Annotated in this window: 20 protein-coding genes and 1 pseudogene; all 21 read right to left on the reverse strand. The window is 58.8% G+C overall.

The genetic code is table 11. From position 1 onward, the window contains the following. The coding region (locus tag PHD22_RS10405) for an EscU/YscU/HrcU family type III secretion system export apparatus switch protein (RefSeq protein ID WP_299866076.1) at nucleotides 1-397 on the reverse strand (397 nt) is incomplete at its 3' end. 162 nt (nucleotides 398-559) lie between these two features. Then, entirely contained in the window at nucleotides 560-2,503 is a 1,944-nt protein-coding gene (locus PHD22_RS10410; RefSeq protein WP_299866079.1) for a chemotaxis protein CheA, read from the reverse strand. 39 nt (nucleotides 2,504-2,542) lie between these two features. Next, nucleotides 2,543-3,415 (reverse strand): protein phosphatase CheZ, encoded by an 873-nt coding sequence (gene cheZ / locus PHD22_RS10415; RefSeq protein ID WP_299866082.1) that lies wholly within the window; start codon nucleotides 3,413-3,415, stop codon nucleotides 2,543-2,545. 26 nt (nucleotides 3,416-3,441) lie between these two features. Beyond that, a complete protein-coding gene (gene cheY, locus PHD22_RS10420; RefSeq protein WP_299866085.1) occupies nucleotides 3,442-3,840 on the reverse strand; it encodes a chemotaxis response regulator CheY in 399 nt (132 codons plus the stop codon). Nucleotides 3,841-3,855: 15 nt separating this feature from the next. Then, nucleotides 3,856-4,809, reverse strand: a complete 954-nt coding sequence (locus PHD22_RS10425) for a chemotaxis protein (RefSeq protein WP_299866087.1) — start codon at nucleotides 4,807-4,809, stop codon at nucleotides 3,856-3,858. A gap of 14 nt (nucleotides 4,810-4,823) precedes the next feature. Beyond that, nucleotides 4,824-5,792 (reverse strand): chemotaxis protein, encoded by a 969-nt coding sequence (locus PHD22_RS10430; RefSeq protein ID WP_299866090.1) that lies wholly within the window; start codon nucleotides 5,790-5,792, stop codon nucleotides 4,824-4,826. Between the two features lie 172 nt (nucleotides 5,793-5,964). After that, nucleotides 5,965-7,644, reverse strand: coding sequence for a methyl-accepting chemotaxis protein (locus PHD22_RS10435; protein WP_299866092.1), 1,680 nt, complete (start codon nucleotides 7,642-7,644; stop codon nucleotides 5,965-5,967). Between the two features lie 342 nt (nucleotides 7,645-7,986). Continuing rightward, a complete protein-coding gene (locus PHD22_RS10440; RefSeq protein ID WP_299866095.1) occupies nucleotides 7,987-8,292 on the reverse strand; it encodes an STAS domain-containing protein in 306 nt (101 codons plus the stop codon). Between the two features lie 73 nt (nucleotides 8,293-8,365). Continuing rightward, nucleotides 8,366-9,454, reverse strand: coding sequence for a chemotaxis response regulator protein-glutamate methylesterase (locus PHD22_RS10445; protein ID WP_299866098.1), 1,089 nt, complete (start codon nucleotides 9,452-9,454; stop codon nucleotides 8,366-8,368). Nucleotides 9,455-9,492: 38 nt separating this feature from the next. Next, nucleotides 9,493-10,110, reverse strand: a complete 618-nt coding sequence (cheD, locus tag PHD22_RS10450) for a chemoreceptor glutamine deamidase CheD (RefSeq protein WP_299866101.1) — start codon at nucleotides 10,108-10,110, stop codon at nucleotides 9,493-9,495. Continuing rightward, complete coding sequence (locus tag PHD22_RS10455) at nucleotides 10,100-11,071, reverse strand: CheR family methyltransferase (RefSeq protein ID WP_299866104.1); 972 nt, start codon at nucleotides 11,069-11,071, stop codon at nucleotides 10,100-10,102. Before PHD22_RS10455 ends, cheD begins: the two co-directional genes overlap by 11 nt. Before the next feature lie 10 nt (nucleotides 11,072-11,081). Further along, on the reverse strand, nucleotides 11,082-14,036 hold the full coding sequence (locus PHD22_RS10460; RefSeq protein ID WP_299866107.1) for a methyl-accepting chemotaxis protein: 2,955 nt from the start codon (nucleotides 14,034-14,036) through the stop codon (nucleotides 11,082-11,084). A 71-nt stretch (nucleotides 14,037-14,107) separates the two neighbouring features. Next, nucleotides 14,108-14,611, reverse strand: a complete 504-nt coding sequence (locus PHD22_RS10465; protein WP_299866109.1) for a chemotaxis protein CheW — start codon at nucleotides 14,609-14,611, stop codon at nucleotides 14,108-14,110. Nucleotides 14,612-14,752: 141 nt separating this feature from the next. Further along, nucleotides 14,753-17,050, reverse strand: a complete 2,298-nt coding sequence (locus PHD22_RS10470) for a chemotaxis protein CheW (RefSeq protein ID WP_299866112.1) — start codon at nucleotides 17,048-17,050, stop codon at nucleotides 14,753-14,755. A 37-nt stretch (nucleotides 17,051-17,087) separates the two neighbouring features. Then, nucleotides 17,088-17,453 (reverse strand): response regulator, encoded by a 366-nt coding sequence (locus PHD22_RS10475; protein WP_299866115.1) that lies wholly within the window; start codon nucleotides 17,451-17,453, stop codon nucleotides 17,088-17,090. Nucleotides 17,454-17,480: 27 nt separating this feature from the next. Then, nucleotides 17,481-18,686, reverse strand: coding sequence for a methyl-accepting chemotaxis protein (locus tag PHD22_RS10480; RefSeq protein WP_299866117.1), 1,206 nt, complete (start codon nucleotides 18,684-18,686; stop codon nucleotides 17,481-17,483). Between the two features lie 53 nt (nucleotides 18,687-18,739). Further along, nucleotides 18,740-19,735: a flagellar motor protein MotB gene (gene motB, locus PHD22_RS10485; RefSeq protein ID WP_299866119.1), complete on the reverse strand. Its 996-nt coding sequence runs from the start codon at nucleotides 19,733-19,735 to the stop codon at nucleotides 18,740-18,742. 39 nt (nucleotides 19,736-19,774) lie between these two features. After that, a complete protein-coding gene (motA, locus tag PHD22_RS10490) occupies nucleotides 19,775-20,626 on the reverse strand; it encodes a flagellar motor stator protein MotA (protein ID WP_299866121.1) in 852 nt (283 codons plus the stop codon). 797 nt (nucleotides 20,627-21,423) lie between these two features. Beyond that, nucleotides 21,424-21,972, reverse strand: coding sequence for a flagellar transcriptional regulator FlhC (gene flhC, locus PHD22_RS10495; protein WP_299866124.1), 549 nt, complete (start codon nucleotides 21,970-21,972; stop codon nucleotides 21,424-21,426). A 27-nt stretch (nucleotides 21,973-21,999) separates the two neighbouring features. Beyond that, the gene (gene flhD / locus PHD22_RS10500; protein ID WP_299866127.1) at nucleotides 22,000-22,317 is read right to left on the reverse strand and encodes a flagellar transcriptional regulator FlhD; all 318 of its coding nucleotides are present in this window, start codon (nucleotides 22,315-22,317) and stop codon (nucleotides 22,000-22,002) included. Nucleotides 22,318-22,427: 110 nt separating this feature from the next. Continuing rightward, nucleotides 22,428-22,580: pseudogene (locus tag PHD22_RS10505) on the reverse strand (IS5/IS1182 family transposase); the annotation flags it as partial. Between the last annotated feature and the right edge of the window lie 191 nt (nucleotides 22,581-22,771).

Genomic DNA, 22,771 nt, shown 5'->3' on the forward strand with positions numbered 1-22,771 from the left:
CGGCCAGAGGGTTCAGCCGAGAGGGATTGAACTGCAGGCTCTTGGTGCTAAACACCCACCCCCCCATAAGGAAAGGAGGCGCAAAAGCAGCCAGCACAACAACCAGCATCAGGGGCCCCGCCGTCAGCAGGCCGTCGATGGCCAGCTCAAGCAAGGTGCCTCCCATGCCCCGGGTATCGAAGGCCATGTCTCTGGGGAAGCTCAACGCCTCCCGCATCACACCAAGGAGACGCTGCCCACCCCACGCACCCAGCATGTACAGCACTGCGACTGCCGCCATGAGGGACATGAAGGTCGCCAGTTCCCTGGACTGGGGAACCTGCCCCTCCTCCCGGGCCTGCTCGAGCCTTCGCCCTGAGGCTGGTTCTGACTTCTCGAGGTCACTGTCCTCGGCCACGGGCGCCTCGCTGGTGTATGAGAGTTGGCAAGACTAAACCGGACCGGGTCGCCGCGCCAAGTCCGTGAGCAGAGCCAGGCATGAAATGTTGATAACCGAACCAAAACACACGTGGCCCGCTCCTGCCAGGAACGGGCCACGGAAATCGGCACAGGGAACCGGTCAGGCCGCCAGCGCCGGCGCATCCAAGCGCGCCAGAAGGGCGCGACGGGAGACACCGCGGGCATCTCCCAGGGCACCCAGCAATTCCTTCATGTCGAGAATCAGGACGATCTGCCCATTGGACAGGGTTGTCACCCCTGCCACGCCTTTCGGACGGAAGTCATCCAGAGACTTGATCACCGCATCTTCCCGTCCGGCAAAGCTGTCTATGGCCAGAATGAAGCTCTGCTCTGCGCTCTGCATCAGCACACCGTACTCCGGCGTCTGCACCGGCTCCCACCCGAGCAGGGTGGTGAGGGGCATGATGGGGAGGACTTCCCCGCGCACCACCATGGTCGCCCGGCCACCCACCTCCTGGACCTCCGCTGGTTCAATCGGGAGAATCTCACGGACCATGGAGAGCGGCACGGCAAAGGGCTGCTCTCCAAGGCGAACCAGCAAGACCGGCAGGATTGCCAGTGTCAGGGGCAGACTGATGACGAAGGTGGTGCCCTTCCCGAGGCTGGAGCGGATTTCGATGGAGCCATTGAGCTTCTGGATGTTCGTTCGCACCACATCCATGCCCACCCCCCGACCGGACACATCGGAGATCTGGCCGGCCATGGAGAATCCGGGGAGGAACACCAGGTTGTAGCTCTGACGCTCGTCCATGGTGTTGGCTTCCTCATCGGTGATGAGGCCTTTCTCGACAGCCTTGGCACGCAGACGCTCGGCATTCATGCCACGACCGTCATCAGCCACCAGGATCACGATGTGATCCCCTTCCTGACGTGCCTCCAGGCGAACGTTGGATTTTTCGGGCTTGCCGTTGGCGAGACGCTCCTGGGTTTCCTCAACACCGTGGTCCACAGCGTTCCGGATCAGGTGGATGATGGGATCGGACAGATCCTCGATCATCGTCTTGTCGATCTCGGTCTCCTCACCGGAGAGGACCAGCTCGACGTCCTTGCCCAGGTTGCGGGCCAGATCACGGGCGATCCGCGGGTACTTCTGGAACAGGCGGCCGATGGGTTGCATGCGGGTCTTCATCACCGCGTTCTGCAGATCGGAAACCAGCAGATCCAGCTGACTCACCGCAAGGTCAAGCGCATGCAGGGTCTCCGTATCGTTACGACCGTTGAGAATGTCACTGCGCAGGGCGTTGAGCCGGTTCTTGGTCAAACCGATCTCACCCGACAGGTTCAGCACCTGATCGAGCCGGGAGGTATCGACCCGGATCGAATTGTCGCGGGTCTTCTCACTGTCGCGACGCCCTGCCGGGCTGGAAGTGCCAGGCTTGTCGGAGGCTCTGCGGCCAACTGCGGCCTTGATGATTTGCTCCGGGCTCTTCGCGGCAAGATCCGAATCACTCTGATGCATCAGCACCGGAGGAGGCGCCAGCACCTCGACAGGAGCCACTTCAGGAGGAGCAGCGACCGGCGACGCCACGCCCGTGACGACTTCGAACAAGGCGTTCCAGTCGGGCCCGCCCGGAGGGGACGCCACGGCGGGAACCGTGACCGGCGCCGCCACGGAGGACTCAGGCACAGCAACAGAAGCCTGCGCTGACAATTGTCCGGCGATCGCGTAACGGAGCTTCTCGATCAGCTGAGGATCGGCGGCATGGGGCTGAACACCCTGCTCCAGGTAACCAAACATGTCACGAACCGATGCGGTGGATGCCAGGATCACATCCATGCTCTCGGGCGTCACCTGCAGTTCGCCGTTGCGAAGCTTGTCGAAGAGGTTCTCCGTGAGGTGACAGAGGGTGACCAGTTCGGCCGCATTCAGGAAACCGGCACCCCCCTTGATCGTGTGAAAGCCCCGGAAAATATCGTTGAGCAGGCCCTTGTCGTTAGGGGCCCGCTCCAGGTCCACCAACTTGTTGTCCACGCCGGACAACAGGTCTCCCGCCTCCACGAGAAAATCCTGCAGCAGGTCTTCCATCCCGGCAAAATCGCTCATTACATTCGCTCCTTGCGGGCTCACCCGCGACCGCCCCGGTCAGAAACCCAGGCTTTCGAGCAGGTCGTCCACCTGCTCCTGGTTGGACACCACATCGTCACGACCCACCGCATTGATGACAGGGCCATTCATCAGCCCGTCGGATGTCCCGGCCTTGCGCTCTGGTGGCATTGCTTCAATAAGGACCTGCAACAGTTGCTGCTCGAGGCTCTGGGCCAGGTCCACCACTTTCTTGATCACCTGCCCCGTCAGATCCTGAAAATCCTGGGCCATCATGATCTCCATCAGCTGGGCACTGGTGGCCCGGCTACCGGTGACGACATGGCCGAGAAAATCCCGGGTTTCGCCAGCGAGCATGCGAAACTCGTCAGGATTCAGCTGATTGGCGTACAAACGGTCCCACCGGACCTGCAAGGCCTTGGCCTCCGCTTCCGTCTTGTCCTGAATGGGCTTGGCGATATCCGTGGCGTTCAGCACCTTGCTGGCCGCCTGCTCGGTCATCTCGGCGATATAGGTCAGGCGCTGACGGGCATCGGGAATCGCATGCGCGACTTCCTGCAGACTACGGTCGTATCCCAACTCCCGCAGTGTGTTGTGGAGTTGCCGCGTCATCACACCAATCCGGTTGAAAACCGCAGTATTGCTCTGCGCAGGCACGACCTCGGTTACCGGGGGCGCCTCCACATGGAACTCACTGGCAACGCTGTCGAAGAGGGCCTGCAAATCGTCGTTGTCGGCGCTCTCGTCAATGGACGGAACCGCGGCAGCTGCCGGAGCCGGAGGAACAAGCCCGATACGGGTGGCCGGCGGCACTTCCGGAACAACCTCTTCTGGCGACGCAGCGATACTGTCAAACAGGGCCTGCAGGTCGTCACTGTCGCCCGACTCGTCAAATTTTAGACGCTTTACCATCTCGAAACTCCGTCTGGTCGGCGGCCTCAGGCTGCTTTCTTGCCCATCTTCTCGAAAATCTTCTCAAGCTTTTCGGACAGGGTCGCCGCTGTAAAAGGCTTGACGATATAACCACTGGCACCCGCCTGGGCTGCAGCGATGATGTTTTCCTTCTTGGCCTCGGCAGTGATCATCAAAACCGGCAGATGCTTGAGAGCAGGATTCGCCCTGATGCTCTGCAGCAGCGTCAGACCATCCATATTAGGCATGTTCCAGTCCGTGACGACAAAGTCGAAGGGGAGGCTGTTGAGCTTCTGAAGCGCAATCTGCCCATCCTCCGCTTCATCGACATTGGTGAAACCCAGCTCCTTGAGCAGGTTGCGGACAATCCGACGCATGGTCGAAAAGTCATCGACGACGAGAAATTTCATTTTGGGGTCCGACATATTGTTGATCTCCGTTCAGTCCCGGTAGGCCCGCATCAGCAAAGGGCGCAGGGTATCCGCCAAGACTTCGGCATCGAACTTGGCAACATAGGAATCTACGCCAACACTCTTGCCCATGGCACGGTTGGCCTCCGAAGACAGGGACGAGTGCATGACCACCGGAATCCCCTCGAAACGGCTATCCGCCTTGATGTTCCGGGTGAGGACGTAACCATCCATCTCGGGCATTTCCGCGTCCACCAGGATGAGGTTCAGTTCATCACGCAGGCTCAGCCCACGCTGCTGGGCATGGGTAGCCATACTCTCAAGACGGGTCCAGGCTTCAAGTCCATTGAGGGCATGCTTGTGGCGAACACCCAGCTTGTCGAGGGTCTCGGCAATTTTCTTGCGCGCCACGGCAGAGTCGTCCACAAAGAACACCGATGCCTCATGCCCTCCATCAAGGGGCTGGATCTGGCCGACGACAGCCTCACCGAAAGTACTTGCCAGGATGGTCTCCACGTCAAGGATGGAAACCAGCTTGCCATCCTGCAGTTCGGTAATGGCGGTGATGAAGTGATGTCCGCCGGTCGTCACATTATCAGGGGCCCGGACCTTGTCCCACTCCACACGAATGATGCGATCAACCTCATGAACCAGGAATCCAAGGGTTCGCTTGCTGTACTCCGTGACCATCATGGAGGCGCCAAGGGGCTCCCCGTGAACGGCGATGTCCATGATCTTGGCCAGCGCAAGGACAGGGATGACGTTACCACGCAGGGAGATCAGCCCTTCCACCCCGACCGGCATGTTGGGCGCCTTGGTGATGAAGGGAGTCCGGGAGACCTCCCGCACCTTGAATACGTTGATCCCGAAAATCTCCTGGGTCCCCAGGGAGAACAGCAGGATCTCCATCCGGTTGGAGCCCGCCAGCTTGGTACGGGCATCGACAGCCTCCAGGAGCCCGCGATCGACTCGGTCCATGTTCATGTTCTTCTCCGGGATCAGCTGGCCTGCTCGGATGCCCGCCGGGCAATCAGGCGGCGCAGCACCTCAGCGAGACGCTGGGGTTCGAATTTGGCCACATATTCATCCACTCCGACCGAACGCCCCAACTGCTGGTTGGACATACCCGACAGGGATGAATGCATGATGACGGGCACCCCTTCGAAACGGGGGTCCGACTTGATCTTCTTGGTCAGGATATAGCCGTCCATCTCGGGCATTTCCACGTCGGTCAGCACCAGAGCAAGCATGTTCTTGACCTTCTTGCCCGAGCTTGACGCATAGCTCGCGAGTTTTTCCAGTTCATCCCAGGCCGCCCGACCATTCACGGTCCCCACGTAACGAACGCCGAGAACATCAAGGGTCCGCTCGATCTGCTTGCGGGCGACCGACGAATCGTCAGCAAAGTAAACGGTGACCGGCTCATCGGCAGCAATCGGCTCAATCCCCTTGAAGAGGAATTCGTCATCGTAGCGGGTGGTTTCGGACAGTACCTTCTCCACATCCAGAAGCATCACCAGCTTCGGGCCTGGGAGCTCGGTCACCGCAGTAACAAGGCCGCCCAGGTTGGCCGTGAGCATATCGGGAGGGACACGCATCTGCGACCAGTCGAGGCGCAGGATCGTGTCGACGGCCTCCACCAGAAAACCCTGGGTGTGGCCATTGTATTCCGTGACGATCATGATGTCCCGCGGGCTATCGGTGCTCATACCCGCATACTTTGCCAGATCCACCACCGGCACCAGCACGCCGCGCAGACTGACCATCCCTTCCACCGAGGAAGGCATCTCCGGAGCAGCCGTAATGGGCGGGGTACGCATCACTTCACGCACCTTGAAAACATTGATCCCGAAGGTTTCACGACGACCGGTTCGCGGATCCAGACCGAGGGTAAAAAGCAGGATCTCCAGCTTGTTGGTACCCGCCAGCCTGGTTCGTGCATCAATGTTCTTGAGAAGTTCGGACATGCTCAAATCTCCGTCGCAGACGACCCACCATCCCGTTGGAGCGGGTCCCGACCTGAGGACAATATCGGCTGAGGACAAACAATCTTGAGGCTCGCCTCTAGCTTAGCGCGGATAACCGCGAACCGGAACCAATGGCAGCCGGGAGCCACTGCGTGGCACCCACCATGCAGACTCAAGCCTTGTAACCGATCCGGAAGCCACCCCAATGTCGGCCGCGCACATAAACAGGGGCAGAAACATCATGCATGATCTCACCAGTGTCCCTGCGATAGGTCTGAATCAGGAAGGGCATTTCATGCCTGCCGCACTGCTTGCCCACGGGATCATCAAAGATCCGCTTGGTGCGGTTACCCGCCATATCCTTGTCGTAATCACCGGTCAATGGCAGTGAAAAACGCTTGTTGTGGGTAGGTACATAGCCGTTGCGATCGGTTCCTATGGCATAAACCATTTCACCGCTGGCATCCAGCAAGCGCTCTTGCAAGGCAGGAAAGATGCGGTCGGTCAGGCGATCGAAACGGGTAGTGAACTTCTGAGGCCGGGTATCAGGAACAGGCTTGTAGGCTTCATCAAAAACATCCGCCTCACTGATCTGGCCTGACTCAATGGCCTGCTCCAGAAGCTGGCCAATCTGACAGGCTGCATCCCGGGCGATGTCCGGTATCTTCTTGTGAGTGCGCATGGCCTGCTCTCCCGCAGGCCCGAGCCTGAATACATTGCTGACCTCTTTCAGATTCACAGCCAGCCCGCTCAGGCTCGTCGCCTCATCCAGGGTCTCCCGGGCCCCAGTAGAGTTCCGTCCGACCATATCCATGATCTGCCGCACATGACCCACGATCAGATCGGCTTCACGACTATGGGCATTGATTGCTTCGGCAATGGCATCCACCTTCTCCATGGTTTCCGCTGCACCATCATTAATCCGCTCCAGTGAGCCAGCAGCCTTCCGGGCCAGCTCGGCTCCAGCCCGGGCTTGGCCACTGCCGGCATCAATCGCGGCGATCGCACTGCGGGTTTCGCTCTGGATCGCAGTAATCATCGTGCCGATTTCCGTGGTTGCAGTGGACGTCCGCTCAGCCAGTTTGCGCACCTCATCGGCCACGACCGCAAAACCCCGGCCCTGCTCACCGGCCCGTGCGGCCTCAATGGCCGCATTGAGGGCGAGGAGATTGGTCTGATCGGCAATCTCTCGAATGACCTTGACGATACCGCTGATCGCCTCGGAACGCTCACCCAGCACTGCAATTACCCGGGCGGACTCCTCCACGGAAAGAGCGATCTGTTCAATTTCCTGAGAAGCGCTGGTCACGACCTCCGCTCCCTTGAGCGACAGTTCCCGAGCCATCTGGGCATTGGCTGCCGTCTGACTGGCATGGTCTGCAACAGCGCCGACCCCGGCCGTCATCTGCTCGATCGCAACAACCATGCGCTCAGCAGCGGTCTGCTGATGGCTTGAGCCATCAGCCACCTGACTGGCATGCCCAGCCAACACATCCGCTGCCTCGAACACCCGCTGGGCATCGAAGATCACCTTGCCAATAATCCCCTGAAAACTGCCGATCAGTTCATTAAAGGCCAGGTCGAGCTCGCCCACATGCCCTCGGGAAACCTGAACACGCCGGGACAGATCTCCATCCCGGTGCATCGCGGACATGGTATCCCTCAGTCTTTCAAGGGGAGTGACGAAGGCTGCGCGAAGCAGGGTGAAGCATAGCCCGGCGACCCCTCCCCCGACTACGAGGCAGGCAGTGACAAAGGCCAGCGAAAGAGGCGCGCCAAAGACGACACCGACCCCCGCAGCCCCCGCCGCGGCAATACCCCCTGTCACCAGGGGAAGAAGGGCAACTTGCATTTTTGACCCACCTTGACAGTCAGGAACGAACGGCGGAACCACCGATTCGCGAGGACAGCCTGGATCCCTGGACCCCGGCACGGCTTGCGAATGCCTTTGCATTTTCCAGAAGCAGGCATTCACTGGCGTTGGATATCGGCGGAGGAAATTCGAACTTTAAAAGGCTCGCGGATCTGTCGCGTTCCGATACAGGCGGGACATTCACGCAGCCTCTCCCCATGCCACGAGATCAAAAGAAAAGCCGGCGCTGCCATTGTCAAATGGGCGCCGGCCATCATTGGGAGCCGTCCGGTTAGCGCAAGTCAGAAGTCCCCATCCCTGAAGATGAGCCCACTCAAACCGTCAGACAATGGGGAAGAGCTTACCGAAGTTGGCAATATCGAGGACCTGCCGAACACTACCGGTCGCGTTGACCAGGCTGACGGCTTTGCCAACCCCCTTCGCCTTGTCCCGGAGCATCAGCAGCATGCCCAACGCAGAACTGTCAAGATAGGCGACCTTGCCCAGATCCACTGCCACCTCGGTAGTATCAGGGGTACCCAGAGCCCGATCGACCGCTTCCCGGAATTCGCGGTGGGAATTGAAATCGAAACGCCCGGAGAGCTGGATCCTGACCTGACTCTGCTGGGTGCTTACATTGGTTTCCATTGCTTGCCTCTTGTGTGACTGATTCTTTTCTCACGTGGGCGGCTGGAGCCAGCGCCCGCCGCCACTTACGGCCTCAGGCCGTTTTCATACCCGCCCGCAAGCGGGCCAGTACGCGCTGTCCAATGTCCTTCAAGGGCGCCACCTCATCCAGGGCCCCGACATGGGCGGCTTCCCTGGGCATGCCATAAACCACACAGGACTCCTGATCCTGTCCGATGGTCCATGCGCCAGCCTGGCGCATGGCCAGAAGCCCCTGCGCACCATCCTTACCCATACCCGTCAGGAGCACGCCGATGGCACTGGGGCCCACCTGGCTCGCAGCTGAATGAAAGAGCACGTCCACTGCCGGCCGATGACGGTTAACCGGTGCGCTCTGCGCAAGCTCGCAAATGTAGCCCGCACCACTCCTGCGGACGGAAAGATGGGAGTGCCCCGGCGCGAGGTAAGCAGTTCCAGGCATCACGCGTTCTCCGTGCTCCGCTTCCTTGAACTTGATGCGACACAGACCATCCAGGCGCTTGGCAAAAGAGGCCGTGAACATCTCGGGCATGTGCTGCACCATCAGGATGCCAGGCATCTGTTCGGGCAACCCACTCAATACATCCTTGATCGCTTCCGTACCTCCCGTGGAGGCCCCGATCAGCACCAGCCTGTCACTCAAGACCCGCTCCGCAAAAGCTACTGAAGCACGCATACTGCCTGAAGCGGGCACTTCCCGCTGCAGGGTTTTAGACAGCGCTGGAGCACTTGAAGGCGCTCTCGGGCGCGCACCATGCGCCTCGTGGATTTTTTCACAAATCTCCATGCGGTAGGCATCTATGAGCGCAGGCGAATCAAGTCGCGGCTTCGGCACGAAGTCCACAGCCCCCAGCGCCAGAGCCTGAAGGGTGACTTCCGACCCTCTCTGGGTCAGGCTGGAAATCATCACCACCGGCATGGGGCGCAGACGCATCAGACGCGCGAGGAAGTCCAGCCCGTCCATCTTGGGCATCTCGATATCCAGCGTCAGGACATCCGGGTTGAGGGTCTTGATCATCTCCCGTGCTGCGATGGGATCCGGTGCAGCACCCACCACCTTGAGTCCGGGATCCGACTCGATGACACCGGTCAGCACGCTCCGCATCAAAGCAGAATCGTCGACGACCAGAACCTTGATTACCATGATTTTCTTTCGATCGGTAACAGGCCAATCGGAACGTATCAGCCAAAAAGCTCAATGTCACCTTCGACATTGTCACGTCGAAGCCGGGCTTCGTATTCGCGTTCGCGGGCAATGAGCGTGTCGTTTTTCACACGCACCAGCTTTTTCATCATGACTCGACCACTGGCCGGAAAGAAGTACACCTTGCGTGGATAAATATCCAGCAGGTCCTGAGCAACCACAGGTATGCGCTCCACTGCCAAGTAATCAAGGACAAAGCTGGCGTTCTTTTCACCCACCTGGGCCTGCGTCAAGCTGGGCAGAACTTTACCACCACCAAAGACCTTGGCCTCAAGACTACTGCGCCGGGCCCCCAGCTTGAGCAGATGATTGAGTAAAACCTCCATGGCGTAGGCACCGTAGCGTGCAGAAGACGACAAGACACTCGACTCGTCAGCACTGCTGGCGGGCAGCATGAAGTGGTTCATTCCGCCCAGCCCCTTGTCCCGATCGCGAACACAGGCTGTCACGCAGGAGCCGAGGACCGTGACGAGCACGATGTCGGATGTGGTGACGAAGTACTCACCGGGCAGAACCTTGACGGCATCGCAGTCGAAGGTTCGATCGAAATAACGATTGGTCGCCAGGTGCTCCACATAGCCGGGATCAGCGTGCACGGGCGTCCGTCCTTTCATAGACGGTCCGCCCCATGGAACGGAACAGATCGGCCGCATGCAGGAAGCTTTCGGAGTGGCCGGCAAAAAGGGCCCCATCCGGCTTCAGGAGGGGAGCAAAGCGCTGCAGGATCATGTACTGGGTGGGCTTGTCAAAATAGATCATTACATTGCGGCAGAACAAAGCATCGAACGGCCCCTGCACCGCCCAGTGGTTGTCAAGCAGGTTGATGCGCTTGAATTCGATCAGCCTCTGCAACTCCGACCGTATCCGGGCATGCCCGGCCTGGCTCCCCGTACCCTTCAAAAAAAATTTCTGCATGCGCTCCCGGGACAAACGCTCAACCCGGTCCATGCCATACACACCGCGACTGGCCGTAGCAAGCACGTTGGTGTCGATATCAGTGGCCAGAATCTGCACCGGCGGGCTCAGGGTGTTGAAAGCCTCACAGGCAGTAATCGCCAGGCTGTAAGGCTCTTCTCCAGTTGAGGCCGCACTGCACCAGATCCGGAAAGGGCTACGGGTAGCGTGCCTTTTGAGACGCTCGGCAAGAATCTCGAAGTGGTGCGCCTCCCGGAAGAAGGAGGTGAGATTGGTCGTCAGGCTATTGACGAAGGTTTCCCACTCCTCCGGCTCCCGCTGCGCCCTGTCCAGGTATTCCGCAAAGGTTTTATCTCCCCTGGCCCGGAGTCGCCGGGCCAGGCGGCTATAGACCATATCCTGCTTGATGGGCGACAGGGAGATACCCGCATGTTTGTGGATCAACTCCCGAACACGCTCGAAGTCAGCCCCGGAAAAGGCAAACTCCCGCTCCGGAGAAATCGTCGTGGTATTTCGGGAGAGCCCCGCTGCACTCAGGGATGGACTGACTGCGGCGGGCCGGGTCTCATGGGGCTTGCGTGCCGCCAGAGGCGGGAGCCCGAGTGGATTGACGGGATGGCGGGTAGTTGGCTTGTCGGACATGGCGGTCTTTCTAAAACTCTTCCCATTCATCTTCGATGTCACTGGGCACGCTGGCGCTCATCCTGCGCACCTTGGGAAGCGGCGCAGCTGTCCTGGAGGCCGCCGCCCGGGCACTACTCCGCTCTGGCAGACGGGACACATTGCCCGGCACCTCGGAATAGGCCTGGGTGCTGCCACCCGATCCGGACAGGCGACGCTCCAGGGCTCCGTCAGAATCCGCATGGGACGAACGGACAGGAGCACCTGCATCACTCAACCGGAACATCGACACGGCGCGCACCAGGCTGCGCGACTGATCCTCCAGACTCTCCGCCGCCGCGGCCGCCTGCTCCACCAGCGCGGCGTTCTGCTGGGTGACTTCGTCCATCTGCCCAACGGCCTGGGTGACCTGCTCAATGCCGCCGCTCTGCTCCTGACTGGCATCGGAGATCTCCGACACCAGGGCGGACAGACGCTGGAAGTTGGAGACAACCTCCTCCATGGTCTGACCTGCTTCGTTGACGAGCTTGGCACCGTCTTCCACCTGATCCACGCTGTCGGCGATCAGAGCCTTGATTTCACGGGCCGCTTGGGCACTACGCTGAGCCAGGCTACGCACTTCGCTGGCAACCACGGCAAACCCACGCCCCTGCTCGCCCGCCCGGGCCGCCTCAACTGCGGCATTGAGGGCGAGGATGTTGGTCTGGAAAGCAATCGAATCAATGACACCAATGATGTCGGCAATCTTCTTGGAGCTCTCCTGGATCGAGCCCATGGTCTGAACCACTCGTCCCACCATCGCGCCTCCCTGCTCGGCCACCTCGTTACTGGCATTGGCCAGCTCGCGTGCCTGGCGCGCGTTGTCGGCATTCTGCTTGACCGTGGCGTTCAGCTCTTCCATTGAGCTGGCTGTTTCCTCAAGACTGCTGGCCTGCTCTTCGGTACGAGCGGACAGATCAGAGTTGCCGGCAGCAATTTCCTGAGCCGCCACATTGATCGCCTCGGACGCCTCCTTGATCTGGCCTACGACCTCTCGGAGGCGCTCCACCGTCGTATTGGTATCGTCCTTAAGCTGCCCAAACGTTCCGGTGTAATCAGCGCCAATCTTCTCGGTCAAATCTCCTCGGGCAATGGCATTGAGCACTCGTGCGAGATCCCCCAGGCTACCGGCCACCCCTTCCATCAGACGGTTGATACCCACGCTGAGATCGGCAAAGAATCCCGTCTTCCCCGCCGTGCTGAGACGCGCGGAGAAATCTCCCTCGGCTGCGGCAGCCACAATTGCCTGAATTTCCTTTTCGGCCGCCAGCTCATCAGTACGATCACGCCATTCACCCACCGAACCCAGCCTTTCCCCTGCAGGGCTGATGACGGGGGTCGTCATCACCTCGAAGGTGCGGCCACCAATGACCATTTGCGTCCGGGTGGGCTGGGTCAGTGCAGCCAGACGCTGCAGGGCAGCCTCCGGGTCCGCATACAGGCGGCCAATACTGGACCCGACAAAGGAGGCTGCGGTAAAGCCTGGAGTGGTCTTGGCAATTTCGCCCTCTATGCCCTGAATGGTCTTCAACAACGCAGGATTGGCGTAGATCACCCGACCAGTGACATCGGCGATGCGGACATTGGTGTCCACAGCATCGAGACCCACCTTGATCTGGGCCATCTCGTCCGCTGCAATCTTGGCTGCCGCCACGTCATAGCCTAGGCGCGTCTGCATGGCTTCCAGCCCGTTCATGACGAGCCCGATTTCATCCTTGCGCCCCACCTCCACGCGGCTCCGGAAATTACCCTGGGCCATTGCACCGAAAACCGCCACAGCCTCGCTCAGGGGGCCCACAATCCTTCTCACCAACCAGGCTGCAAGCCCCAGGGAGAGCAGCACGGCCAGGACCAGACCAGCCACAGTCAGGTTACGGGTCTGGGCGTAGGCGGCCATCTCCTCGCTACGCAACGCCTCTGCCTGACGCAGATGGAAGTCCTGCAGGGTGCGGCTAGTTTCCACCGCCTTGCGGGTCAGGGGATTCACGTCGTTCAGGATGCCCTGAGTTGCCTCTTCAAAACGTCCTCCCGCCAAGGCATCACGGACAGGCTTCAGCCCCTGGGCAACCAGACTCTCCTGCGCCGCGGAGAACGCCTTGAGAAGCGCTTGAACTTCTTCCCCCCCTTCCCCGACCTGGGCCAGATAGCTGGCACGCAGATCCCGGACCTCCTGAACAGCCTTGTCAAGCGCTTCCAGGTGCGTACCCACCGGGTGGTCATGGAGCTTGTGTGCCGGATTAGCCGGATCATGCATCAGGGCAAGCAGCGCCTGGGAGCGGGCCTCGCCAAGCTGGGTTTCGATGCTGGCAACCTCAACGGCGGGCTTCAGGCGGTGCTCAAAAAAGGCGTCCAGGTGATCGGTGGCGTCCCATAGCTTGGACAGGCCAAGCGCCGCCTGGGCGATGATGATTGCCACCAGAGCGAGCATGGATAATTGGATGACCGTACTGACCTTCAAACCGGAAACCCAGCTATGCAGGGGAGCCAGCATTCCGCCCTTGACGACCTTGCCATCCCGTATCGAAAGACCGCCGGCCTTGCCTTCCCGGAAAAGGGCGTAAGCGGCATCTGCGGCCTTGATCTCATCGTAGCGCGCCTTTTGCCGCACAGACATGAAGCCGATCACCACACCATTGTCCATGATCGGAGTGGCGTGAGCCTCGACCCAGTAATGATCACCGTTCTTGCAGCGATTCTTGACCAGACCCACCCAGGGTCGCGCCTCCTTCAGCGCACGCCACATATCCTCGAAGGCCTCTTCCGGCATATCAGGATGACGCACGATGTTATGGGGACGACCGATCAATTCGTCTTCAGAGAAGCCGCTGATCTCGATGAAATCCTTGTTGATGTAAGTGATCAGCCCCTTGAGATCGGTCCTGGAGACGATCAGGGTATTTTCGCCCAGTTCAACCTCGCGCTGGGTGACCGGCATGTTTATCTTCATCTGTTGCTCCCCTGAAACAGTTTCTCGACAGTTCTGTACCGTCACGACTGAAAATACAGGATCCCGAAAACCTACTGAGCCACTTCATCCACCAGCGCCATTTCGCTGGAAAGCATCAAGCGCTCGATATCGACAACGATCAGCATCCTTTCACCCAGAGCCCCCAGGCCCATGATGTAGGCCGTATCAACGGATGATGCGAAATCCGGAGCCGGTCGAATCTGCTCGGGCTTGAGAGCGATGACATCGGATACCGCATCGACCACCATACCGACGACACGACCACGGATGTTCAGGATGATCACCACGGTGAAAGGGGTGTACTCGACTACCCCGACCTTGAACTTGATGCGTAAATCCACGATCGGCACAATGGTGCCGCGCAGATTGATCACGCCCTTGATGAAGCTCGGAGCATTGGCGATGGTCGTCACCGCGTCGTAGCCACGGATTTCCTGCACCTTGAGAATATCAATGGCATACTCCTCCGCTCCCAGGGTAAACGTCAGCAGCTCCTGAGCAAAAGCGGACTCTTCGGATTCCGTTGTGGTGGCGATCTGGGCAGCCTGCAGCATGGCGAAACTCCTCAATGTTCTGACTGCCTTTACGGCAGAAGGACTGTTTTCTGAAGTCCGGAACACGGCTGACGGGCTGCGCACCGATGACAAAGGCCGCCCGCGGGCGGCCTCAGGATTTTCTCTGGACGGTCAATCATGTCAAGCGGCGGCAGGCACCACCCGTCGCGCCATGTTGACCAGCATCGGCACATCCAGGATCAGTGCCACCCTGCCGTCCCCCATGATGGTGGCGCCCGTAATGCCAGGCACCCGGCGATAATTGGCCTCCAGGCTCTTGATGACCACCTGATGCTGTCCAACCAGCTGGTCGATGAACAGGGCCGCGCTCTGGCCGTCAGCCTCCAGCACCATCATGATGCCTTTTGACCAGTCAGTGATGGCACCCTGAATCCGGAAGACCTCGTGAAGGCAGATGACCGGAAGATACTCTCCCCTCACCTGAATCAAGCGCTCCACCCCGGATACACTCTTCAGCATGCTACGCTCGGGCTGCATGGACTCCATCACATACCCCAGGGGAATGATGTAGGTTTCCGGTCCCACGCCGACGCTCATGCCATCCAGAATGGCAAGCGTCAGGGGTAAGCGAACCGTGATCCGGGTGCCCACTCCAGACATGGAATCCAGTTCGATACGCCCCCCCATGGCGGAAATGTTTTTCTTGACCACATCCATCCCGACACCACGACCGGAAACCTCCGTCACCTGATCAGCGGTAGAGAAGCCTGGTTCCATGATCAGCTGCCACACCTCCTGATCGGTCATGGCATCACTCACGGCCATGCCACGCTCCCGAGCCTTGGAGAGAATACGGGCCCGATTGAGACCGGCACCATCATCACCTACTTCGATCACGATATTGCCGCTTTGATGATAAGCGCTCAAAGTGATCGTTCCGGTTTCCGACTTTCCCGCGGCCCGACGCTTCTCCGGCGTCTCGAGACCATGATCCAGACTGTTGCGGACGAGATGGGTCAACGGGTCTGTGATCCGCTCGACCAGGCTCTTGTCCATCTCCGTCGTTTCGCCAATGGTTTTCAGCTCAACTTGCTTGCCCAGTTTTTGGGACAAATCCCGCACCACCCGGGGAAAACGGCTGAACACCACGGAGATCGGCATCATCCGTATGGACATCACGGACTCCTGGAGATCGCGTGTATTGCGCTCCAGCTGGGCCAGACCGTTGATCAGGCGCTCGAAAATCACGGGATCGACAGTGCTGGCAGCCTGGGTCAGCATGGCCTGGGTAATGACCAGTTCGCCAACCAGGTTGATCATCTGGTCCACCTTTTCAACACTAACCCGGATGGAGCCCGTTTCGCCGGCAGCAGTACTACGAGCCACAGGCTTGCGGGACATCACAGCAGGAGCCAGCGTTACGGACGGGGCAGGAGACTGAGCGGCAACGACCTCTGCGGGTTCAAGCGCGGGAGGGAGAGTCTCAGCTCCAGCCAAGGACGGCGAAAAATCAAACAGGCCGTACGCAGCTTCATCCTGTGATGACTCACCTGAAGATACCGGCTCGGGCGGAGGAAGCTCAGCAAAGAAACCGTAGGGCTCTACTGCCTGCTGGCGATTCAACAGATCAGCGACCTCGAGCTCATTGAAGAAACCGTAAGCCTGCGCCTGTGGGTCAGAAGCCGGCGTCTGTTCTGGCAAGGGTGCAAAGAACCCGTAAGCACTCTCGGTGGCACTGTCATCCAGCGGGGTGAGCTCTTCGAAGAAACCATAAGCGTCACCCTCACCATCGGCATCCGGTTCGATCCGAAGACTGTCCGCATCGACGACAAAATCAAGAATGCTGCGCAGATCCTCTACACAGGCTCCCGTGTGCATGCGCAGATGACACTCCCTGCCCCCCGGAGCCGGCGCGGAGACAGAATCGACATCCCCGAACTGTTTCAGCTCCGCCAGAAGATGTTCAAAAACTGCGGAATTATCCGGGGGCTCACAGGCCAGTCGGAAGCGCAAATCGAGACTCCGCAAGACTGGCCCTGTCACTGGGGCATTCACCGTCTCTCCCGGCTGACCGGGACCACCGTCCTCCAGAGCACGGCACAGGGCGTCCAGTCTATGGCAGATGGCCTCCGCCGCTGCACGATCGGCGTCCTCTTCTCCCCTGTGCGCGGCAAGCAGGTTTTTGAGGATATCCCCTGCCACCAGGGAAGCATCGACCATGTCGTCGGTCAGGGCAGCCTCTCCCTTGCGGACACGGTCCAGCATGGTTTCCAGGATGTGAGTCACCTCCATCATGTCCTGAAATCCGAAGGTACCACTGGATCCTTTTATGGAATGGGCAGCCCGAAAGAGGGCATTCACCTCTTCCGGATCCGGAGATGCCGGATCGATCGCCAGGAGCAATGCCTCCATGCTCGCCAGGTGCTCGGCTGCCTCCTCGAAAAACACCTGGTAGAACTGGCTCATGTCTATGGCCATGCCTGACTCTCCTGATGAACCCTCTGACAGCAAAGACTCAGCCGATCACTTTCCTGACAACCTCGATCAACTTCTGGGGATCAAAAGGCTTGACCAGCCAGCCAGTCGCGCCAGCTGCACGCCCCTGGGACTTCATCGTATCGGATGATTCGGTGGTCAACATCAGGATCGGCACACTGCGGTAGTTGGGCATGGTCCGCAGGGACTTGATGAGTGAAAGACCATCCATCCGGGGCATGTTCTGGTCAGTAAGCACCAGATTGAAGGCCTTAGACTTCGCTTTTTCCAGGCCATCCATGCCGTCCACCGCCTCTGCAACCTCGTAGCCGGCACTTTTAAGGGTGAAAGACACCATCTGCCGAATGGAGGCAGAATCATCAACAGTCAGTACGGTCTTGGCCATCTTGTATGTATCCTTGGTTCTTGAAACTTAAAACAGATCGATCTCTCCGTGGGAGCCAGACTCCTGAGAGTCCGGCTTGACCCTCGCATTTTGCTCGAGAACGGCGACCTGAGCACCGAGTTCGTTCACAGCAAGGCTCACGGCATCGTACCTCCCGGTCACCACGGCAACCTGCACGCTGGCGGCCAGTGCCGAAAACTTGCCAGTCAGTTGATCCAGCCCATCCACTCGACGATCCACATGATCGATCAACTGCGACACCAGATCCTGGAACTGCAGGGCGGTGATCGCCCGCCCGACCTCCCCATCCATCTGCTGGGCATGCTGCCCCAGATTCTGAATGGCACTGCCCCTCTGCTGATTCAGGGACTCCATCGCGGTGAGTACACTCTCCACTTGCTGCTTGGATTCAAGCGCGAAGTTCATGTCCGTAGAAGCCAGCTTCTCGATCGCCCTCTCAGTATCCTTGACTCCTTCCCTCATGCCCTTCATCACCTGACCAATCTGCTGGCTGAACTGGCTGGTTCGGGTTGAAAGATCGCGAACCTCGTCGGCAACTACCGCAAAACCCCGTCCTGCCTCACCCGCACGGGCAGCCTCGATGGCGGCGTTGAGCGCAAGCAGGTTTGTTTGCTTGGCAATCGCGGAAATCTCGCCAAGGATGGATTCAACATCGCTTGCCCTACGGGAGATCCGCTCCGTCATTTCGACCAGTTCCATGCCCAGCTTGCTGTTCATGATCACACTGTCTACAACGCTTTGCATCACACCCGAAGTGTGCTCGACGAATTCATCAAAATTAACCGTACCACCCTCGGAAGCATCATTCGATGCCAAGCTGACCGCAATGGACTGCTGAGCGCGCGTCGCGGACAGAATCCCTTGGAAACTCGCGGTGAGGATTGTGATCGCCTCTGACAGCATTTTCTGTATTTGGGCAACCTCACTCCGGATGGATTCATGTTGCTGCCGGATGCAGACCGATGCAGTACCAAGGGCACCATTTACCGTTTCCATCGTCGCAGCATCCAAAGCATGTGGCTGTTTCCCGGAGGCTATCGGAGAACCGCTGCGGAAAGGCATGAGCAGCAACAGAACCCAACCCAGCGTCACCAGACCGATCGTCGCCACTCCTGACCATCCGCCAGCCTCCAGGTAAAGCGCAACCACAGCCACAAGCGTCGACCACACGAGACCGATCAGCATCCGCTTTGTTCGTGCAGAGGTATTCATGGTCCTATCGGTTTCCAAAAGCAGATCCCTTCATTCTCAATGGCACGGAATCCTCAACGGGATCCCGAGCGTGCCGACCCTGCCATGCCAGCCCTGATGTCTCCGGCTTCCACCGAGCTCTCCTCGCCGACGTCCAGCAAGCGCGCTTCGCCTCCACGCAACATCGCCTCTGCCTTCTTGGTCAATACAATGATGCTGATGCGCCGATTGAGTGGAAGATCCGGATGAAGGGGGTCAAGGGGAACCGTATCCGCCAAACCCACCACCCTGACCATCTTGCCCTCAGCAAGTCCCCCAGTCACCAACTCCCGCCTGGAAGCATTGGCCCGATTGGCAGACAGCTCCCAGTTGGAGAAACCGCGCTCTCCGCCCGCATAGCGAGTGCTGTCAGTGTGCCCCGAGACACTCACCTTGTTCTCCACGCCATTCAAGGTCGCACCGATGGCACGCAGAAGCTCCTGCGTGTAGGGCCGGAGCGTCGCACTGGAGGAATCAAACATCGGACGGTTCTGCTCGTCTACGATCTGGATTCGCAAGCCCTCGGCAGTAATATCGAGCAACAACTGATTCTTGAAAGGCCTCAGGCTGGGGCTGGCCTCGATGATCGCTTCAATCTGCCCCTTGACGTCTTCCAGGCGAGCACGCTCCTTGCGCTCCTCAGCCTTTTTGTTAGCATCGCCATCATCACCGGCTTCCTTGGGTGAGCCTTTTGCGGCCTCGACGTTCACAGAGCGCTTGCCGTCCACGTCCCCCCGCTTGACCTGGCCCACCGAGCGGGTCAGATCCTGCCCCCCCCCTGCGATCGGACTGGTTGCATCTCCCGCACCAGAGCCCCCGCTCATGGCCACCTTGAGCGGAGAGTTGAAAAAGTCCGAGATACCCTTCAAATCACCCTGAGCCGTCGAACCTAGCAACCACATCAAGAGAAAGAATGCCATCATGGCTGTCACAAAGTCGGCGTACGCGATCTTCCATGCACCGCCATGAGCCCCGCCGCCGCCTTTCTTGATTTTCTTGACGACAATCGGCTGCTGGGTATCGTCACTCATGAAACCTCCCAGGCCTGACCACAGACGTCATCGCCAGTATCACTTACGGCTCTTGATAGCTTCTTCCAGCTCGGCAAAGCTGGGACGGTCCGTGGAGAAAAGGACCTTGCGACCAAACTCCACCGCTACCTGAGGGGCGTAACCATTCATGCTTGCCAAAAGCACGGCCTTCATGCACTGATAAATCTTGCCACCTTCCTCAACCTTTTGCTCCAATTGACCCGCAATCGGCGACACAAAACCGTAAGCAACAAGAATCCCCAAAAACGTGCCCACCAGCGCACCACCAATCATTTTCCCAAGGACTGCCGGTGGTTGCCCCACGGAGCCCATGACGTTAACCACCCCCATCACCGCCACCACAATACCGAAGGCGGGGGTTGCATCTCCGACTTTGGAAACGATGTGCGCAGGGGCATGTGCCTCCTGGTGGTGCGTCTCCATCTCCACATCCATCAGGTTTTCGATTTCGAACGCATTGAGGTTGCCACCAACCATCATGCGAAGGTAGTCGCATAAAAAATCTACCGCATGATGATCCGCCGTGAAGCCTGGGTACTTGGCGAAGATGGGGCTACTTTCCGGATTTTCGATATCCCCCTCAATAGACATCAAGCCCTCCTTGCGTACTTTCGCAAGGATTTCATAGAGCATGCACAGCACATCTACATAGTATGCCTTGCTGTAAGGAGACCCTTTGAATACGGTGGGTAACGCAGCAATCGTGCTCTTGATTGCACGAGGTCCGTTGCCAGCAACAAAGCCCCCAATGGTGAGACCTACAATTGCAATGTACTCAGTCGGCACCCACAGCGCGGCCAGACTACCGTGTACTGCATAAGTACCCAAGGACGATGCCAGGATAATGACGTAGCCGATGATCAAAAACATCGCCGAAACCTCTTTCTGCACGTAGACGGCACTTGCGCCGCACCTGCCGCGTTATTTTTTCAATCCAAATATCGGCTTCGCTCGCGCAAACTTGAGTCCAGCTCCCATGGGGGCACACGGCATGGCCATCGAGTAGGGGACAGGGTCACCCCCGTCGCCCCTTCACACCACCGTACGTGCGACTTCCGCATACTGTGGCTCATGAAAGACACTGGAGCCATCCCACCCTATCGAGCAAGGACCTCCAGCCTCAGCCGATTAAAGAAGGCTTGCGGAAGGGCCGTTTTCATGTAGCTGGCGCCACTGTTTCGCCACGGCCCGCGCGGGTTGGACGCGGAGCAAAACGCTCGTGCCCCCTTTCAGACTGACAGGTGCAATCCGCAGCTTCGGGGCCTTGTGTCAGGTCAGGCTATAGCTCAGAAACTTCCGCACCCACGGTCGTACGAGCGCATTCTTGCCCTCATTGACCGTGAGCTTGAGCCGTTCAGACAGGCACTGACTGAGCCGTACAAACTCGAGACAGTCGCCAACCGTAGTAGGAGTCACCACCACCGATTGCACAGGCGATCAGGAATTGATGGCAAGACAGGTCAGAAAAACCCGCAGGAGTCAGGACACCCAAGAATGATCACGATCTCTGACCCGCTACACCCTGCCTGGCAATGCGTTTTATCCGGTTCTTGTTCATCGGGCCGCAGAGTACGACACGCTCAGTCACCCTCACGCAGTTGCGTTTCACTTCGTTCGCTGTGGTCAACTTACAGCGGGACTTACACCCGCAGGAGATCTGCAAGAGTTCAGGACAATCCACCTTCAGGCAGACCTTCCATCACCTTTCTGGTCTTGCCCGCCCGGGACGGCACATGGCAGAGCCCACAGACATAATCACGGGTCGGATCAAAGGCATGGACCACAAATTCACCACCGCACGACGTGCATCGTGCGGTCTGCAGCAATCTCGCGTCAATGAAACGTATAAGCGTCCACGCCCTGGTCAGGCTCAACACCTGCTCCATTTCAAAGGACTGGACATGCTCATTGTAGAGTTTGAATGCCTGCGTGATGGCCTCAAGATCAGCCAGTCCTGCATTTTTGCGAATAAATTGATACAACGCGAGAAAGAGCGAGGCATGGATGTTCGGCTGCCAGGACATGAACCAGTCGGTAGAAAACGGCAGCATCCCCTTGGGAGGAGAAACGCCTTTTACTTCCTTGTACAGTTTAAGCAGGCGTTCACGACTCAGGGACGTTTCCGCCTCAAGCATCTGCATGCGTGCGCCCAACTGTATGAGCTCAACGGCCCTCTGGATATCCTGAGCCTCCTGCAGCACGCTCTTGTTGCGCATGGAAACGCTTCCGAAGGGAAGAAACGTTCAGGTCAGAGTTTCCACCGGACGCCCCGCAGCCAGAATGGCGGCATGCAAGTGCGCAGCACCCTTGCTTCTGCCGTGCGACGAAAGCAGATCCACCAACATCACGTCGCTGAATCGAAACTGGCAGAGCAGCATGTTAGAACTGGCCATGCGAAGGACCTGCGCCGAACTGAGGCTCTCCAGCACCCCCGCCAGCTCCTCCCCCACTCCCAACCGGAACATAGCCGCGGGGCGATCCTCCCTAAGCATCTGCTGCGCAAGCATCAAATACGCCAGGTTGAGCTCCCGGATCTCTTCACGCATGTCACTGGAACGCATGGTCATCTCCTCAGCAAACAGCTTTCATTGTACGGCAAATTCTGCCGCAAGACGGCAATCATCGCGACAGAGAAGACGGATACATAGAACCTATCAGTGAATTGTATGCCCTCCAGAAACATCTTCCGAAATGTGATAATAGCGGCCGCGAGGTGGTTGAGTGCAACGCAGCTCCGTTCAAGCCTTGCGTAGCAGACCAAGAACTTTTGCAAGAGGTTAACCCAACTGTGGGTGACCTCGACAATCCAGCGGCAAGCACGCTTGGCGGAATGACGTGAGTTGGTCGATCTTGGCCTGGCGCCAGGTGAGCTCCCCGTCCTGCGCGACGAACATCTGAGCAGAGGTTTTTGTTCTGACGTGGTTTGTGCTTGTGGACAGGTGGGAGACAAGAGGCGCGAGGGATATTTTTTGAACGTAGACGAAACAACCCCCAGTCGCTGTTGAGCGCTGGGGG

This window comes from Zoogloea sp. (assembly GCF_028693495.1).
Classification (GTDB): Bacteria; Pseudomonadota; Gammaproteobacteria; order Burkholderiales; family Rhodocyclaceae; genus Zoogloea.

What these genes read in the sequence shown, in the direction of transcription:
- cheY (WP_299866085.1), bottom strand. Translation starts at nt 3,840, where the DNA reads ATGTCGGACCCCAAAATGAAATTTCTCGTCGTCGATGACTTTTCGACC.
- PHD22_RS10465 (WP_299866109.1), bottom strand. Translation starts at nt 14,611, where the DNA reads ATGCTGCAGGCTGCCCAGATCGCCACCACAACGGAATCCGAAGAGTCC.
- PHD22_RS10440 (WP_299866095.1), bottom strand. Translation starts at nt 8,292, where the DNA reads ATGGAAACCAATGTAAGCACCCAGCAGAGTCAGGTCAGGATCCAGCTC.
- PHD22_RS10460 (WP_299866107.1), bottom strand. Translation starts at nt 14,036, where the DNA reads ATGAAGATAAACATGCCGGTCACCCAGCGCGAGGTTGAACTGGGCGAA.
- PHD22_RS10410 (WP_299866079.1), bottom strand. Translation starts at nt 2,503, where the DNA reads ATGAGCGATTTTGCCGGGATGGAAGACCTGCTGCAGGATTTTCTCGTG.
- PHD22_RS10455 (WP_299866104.1), bottom strand. Translation starts at nt 11,071, where the DNA reads ATGTCCGACAAGCCAACTACCCGCCATCCCGTCAATCCACTCGGGCTC.
- flhC (WP_299866124.1), bottom strand. Translation starts at nt 21,972, where the DNA reads ATGCGCAACAAGAGCGTGCTGCAGGAGGCTCAGGATATCCAGAGGGCC.
- flhD (WP_299866127.1), bottom strand. Translation starts at nt 22,317, where the DNA reads ATGCGTTCCAGTGACATGCGTGAAGAGATCCGGGAGCTCAACCTGGCG.
- PHD22_RS10480 (WP_299866117.1), bottom strand. Translation starts at nt 18,686, where the DNA reads ATGAATACCTCTGCACGAACAAAGCGGATGCTGATCGGTCTCGTGTGG.
- PHD22_RS10425 (WP_299866087.1), bottom strand. Translation starts at nt 4,809, where the DNA reads ATGAACATGGACCGAGTCGATCGCGGGCTCCTGGAGGCTGTCGATGCC.
- motB (WP_299866119.1), bottom strand. Translation starts at nt 19,735, where the DNA reads ATGAGTGACGATACCCAGCAGCCGATTGTCGTCAAGAAAATCAAGAAA.
- PHD22_RS10475 (WP_299866115.1), bottom strand. Translation starts at nt 17,453, where the DNA reads ATGGCCAAGACCGTACTGACTGTTGATGATTCTGCCTCCATTCGGCAG.
- cheZ (WP_299866082.1), bottom strand. Translation starts at nt 3,415, where the DNA reads ATGGTAAAGCGTCTAAAATTTGACGAGTCGGGCGACAGTGACGACCTG.
- motA (WP_299866121.1), bottom strand. Translation starts at nt 20,626, where the DNA reads ATGTTTTTGATCATCGGCTACGTCATTATCCTGGCATCGTCCTTGGGT.
- PHD22_RS10430 (WP_299866090.1), bottom strand. Translation starts at nt 5,792, where the DNA reads ATGTCCGAACTTCTCAAGAACATTGATGCACGAACCAGGCTGGCGGGT.
- PHD22_RS10470 (WP_299866112.1), bottom strand. Translation starts at nt 17,050, where the DNA reads ATGGCCATAGACATGAGCCAGTTCTACCAGGTGTTTTTCGAGGAGGCA.
- PHD22_RS10445 (WP_299866098.1), bottom strand. Translation starts at nt 9,454, where the DNA reads ATGGTAATCAAGGTTCTGGTCGTCGACGATTCTGCTTTGATGCGGAGC.
- PHD22_RS10435 (WP_299866092.1), bottom strand. Translation starts at nt 7,644, where the DNA reads ATGCAAGTTGCCCTTCTTCCCCTGGTGACAGGGGGTATTGCCGCGGCG.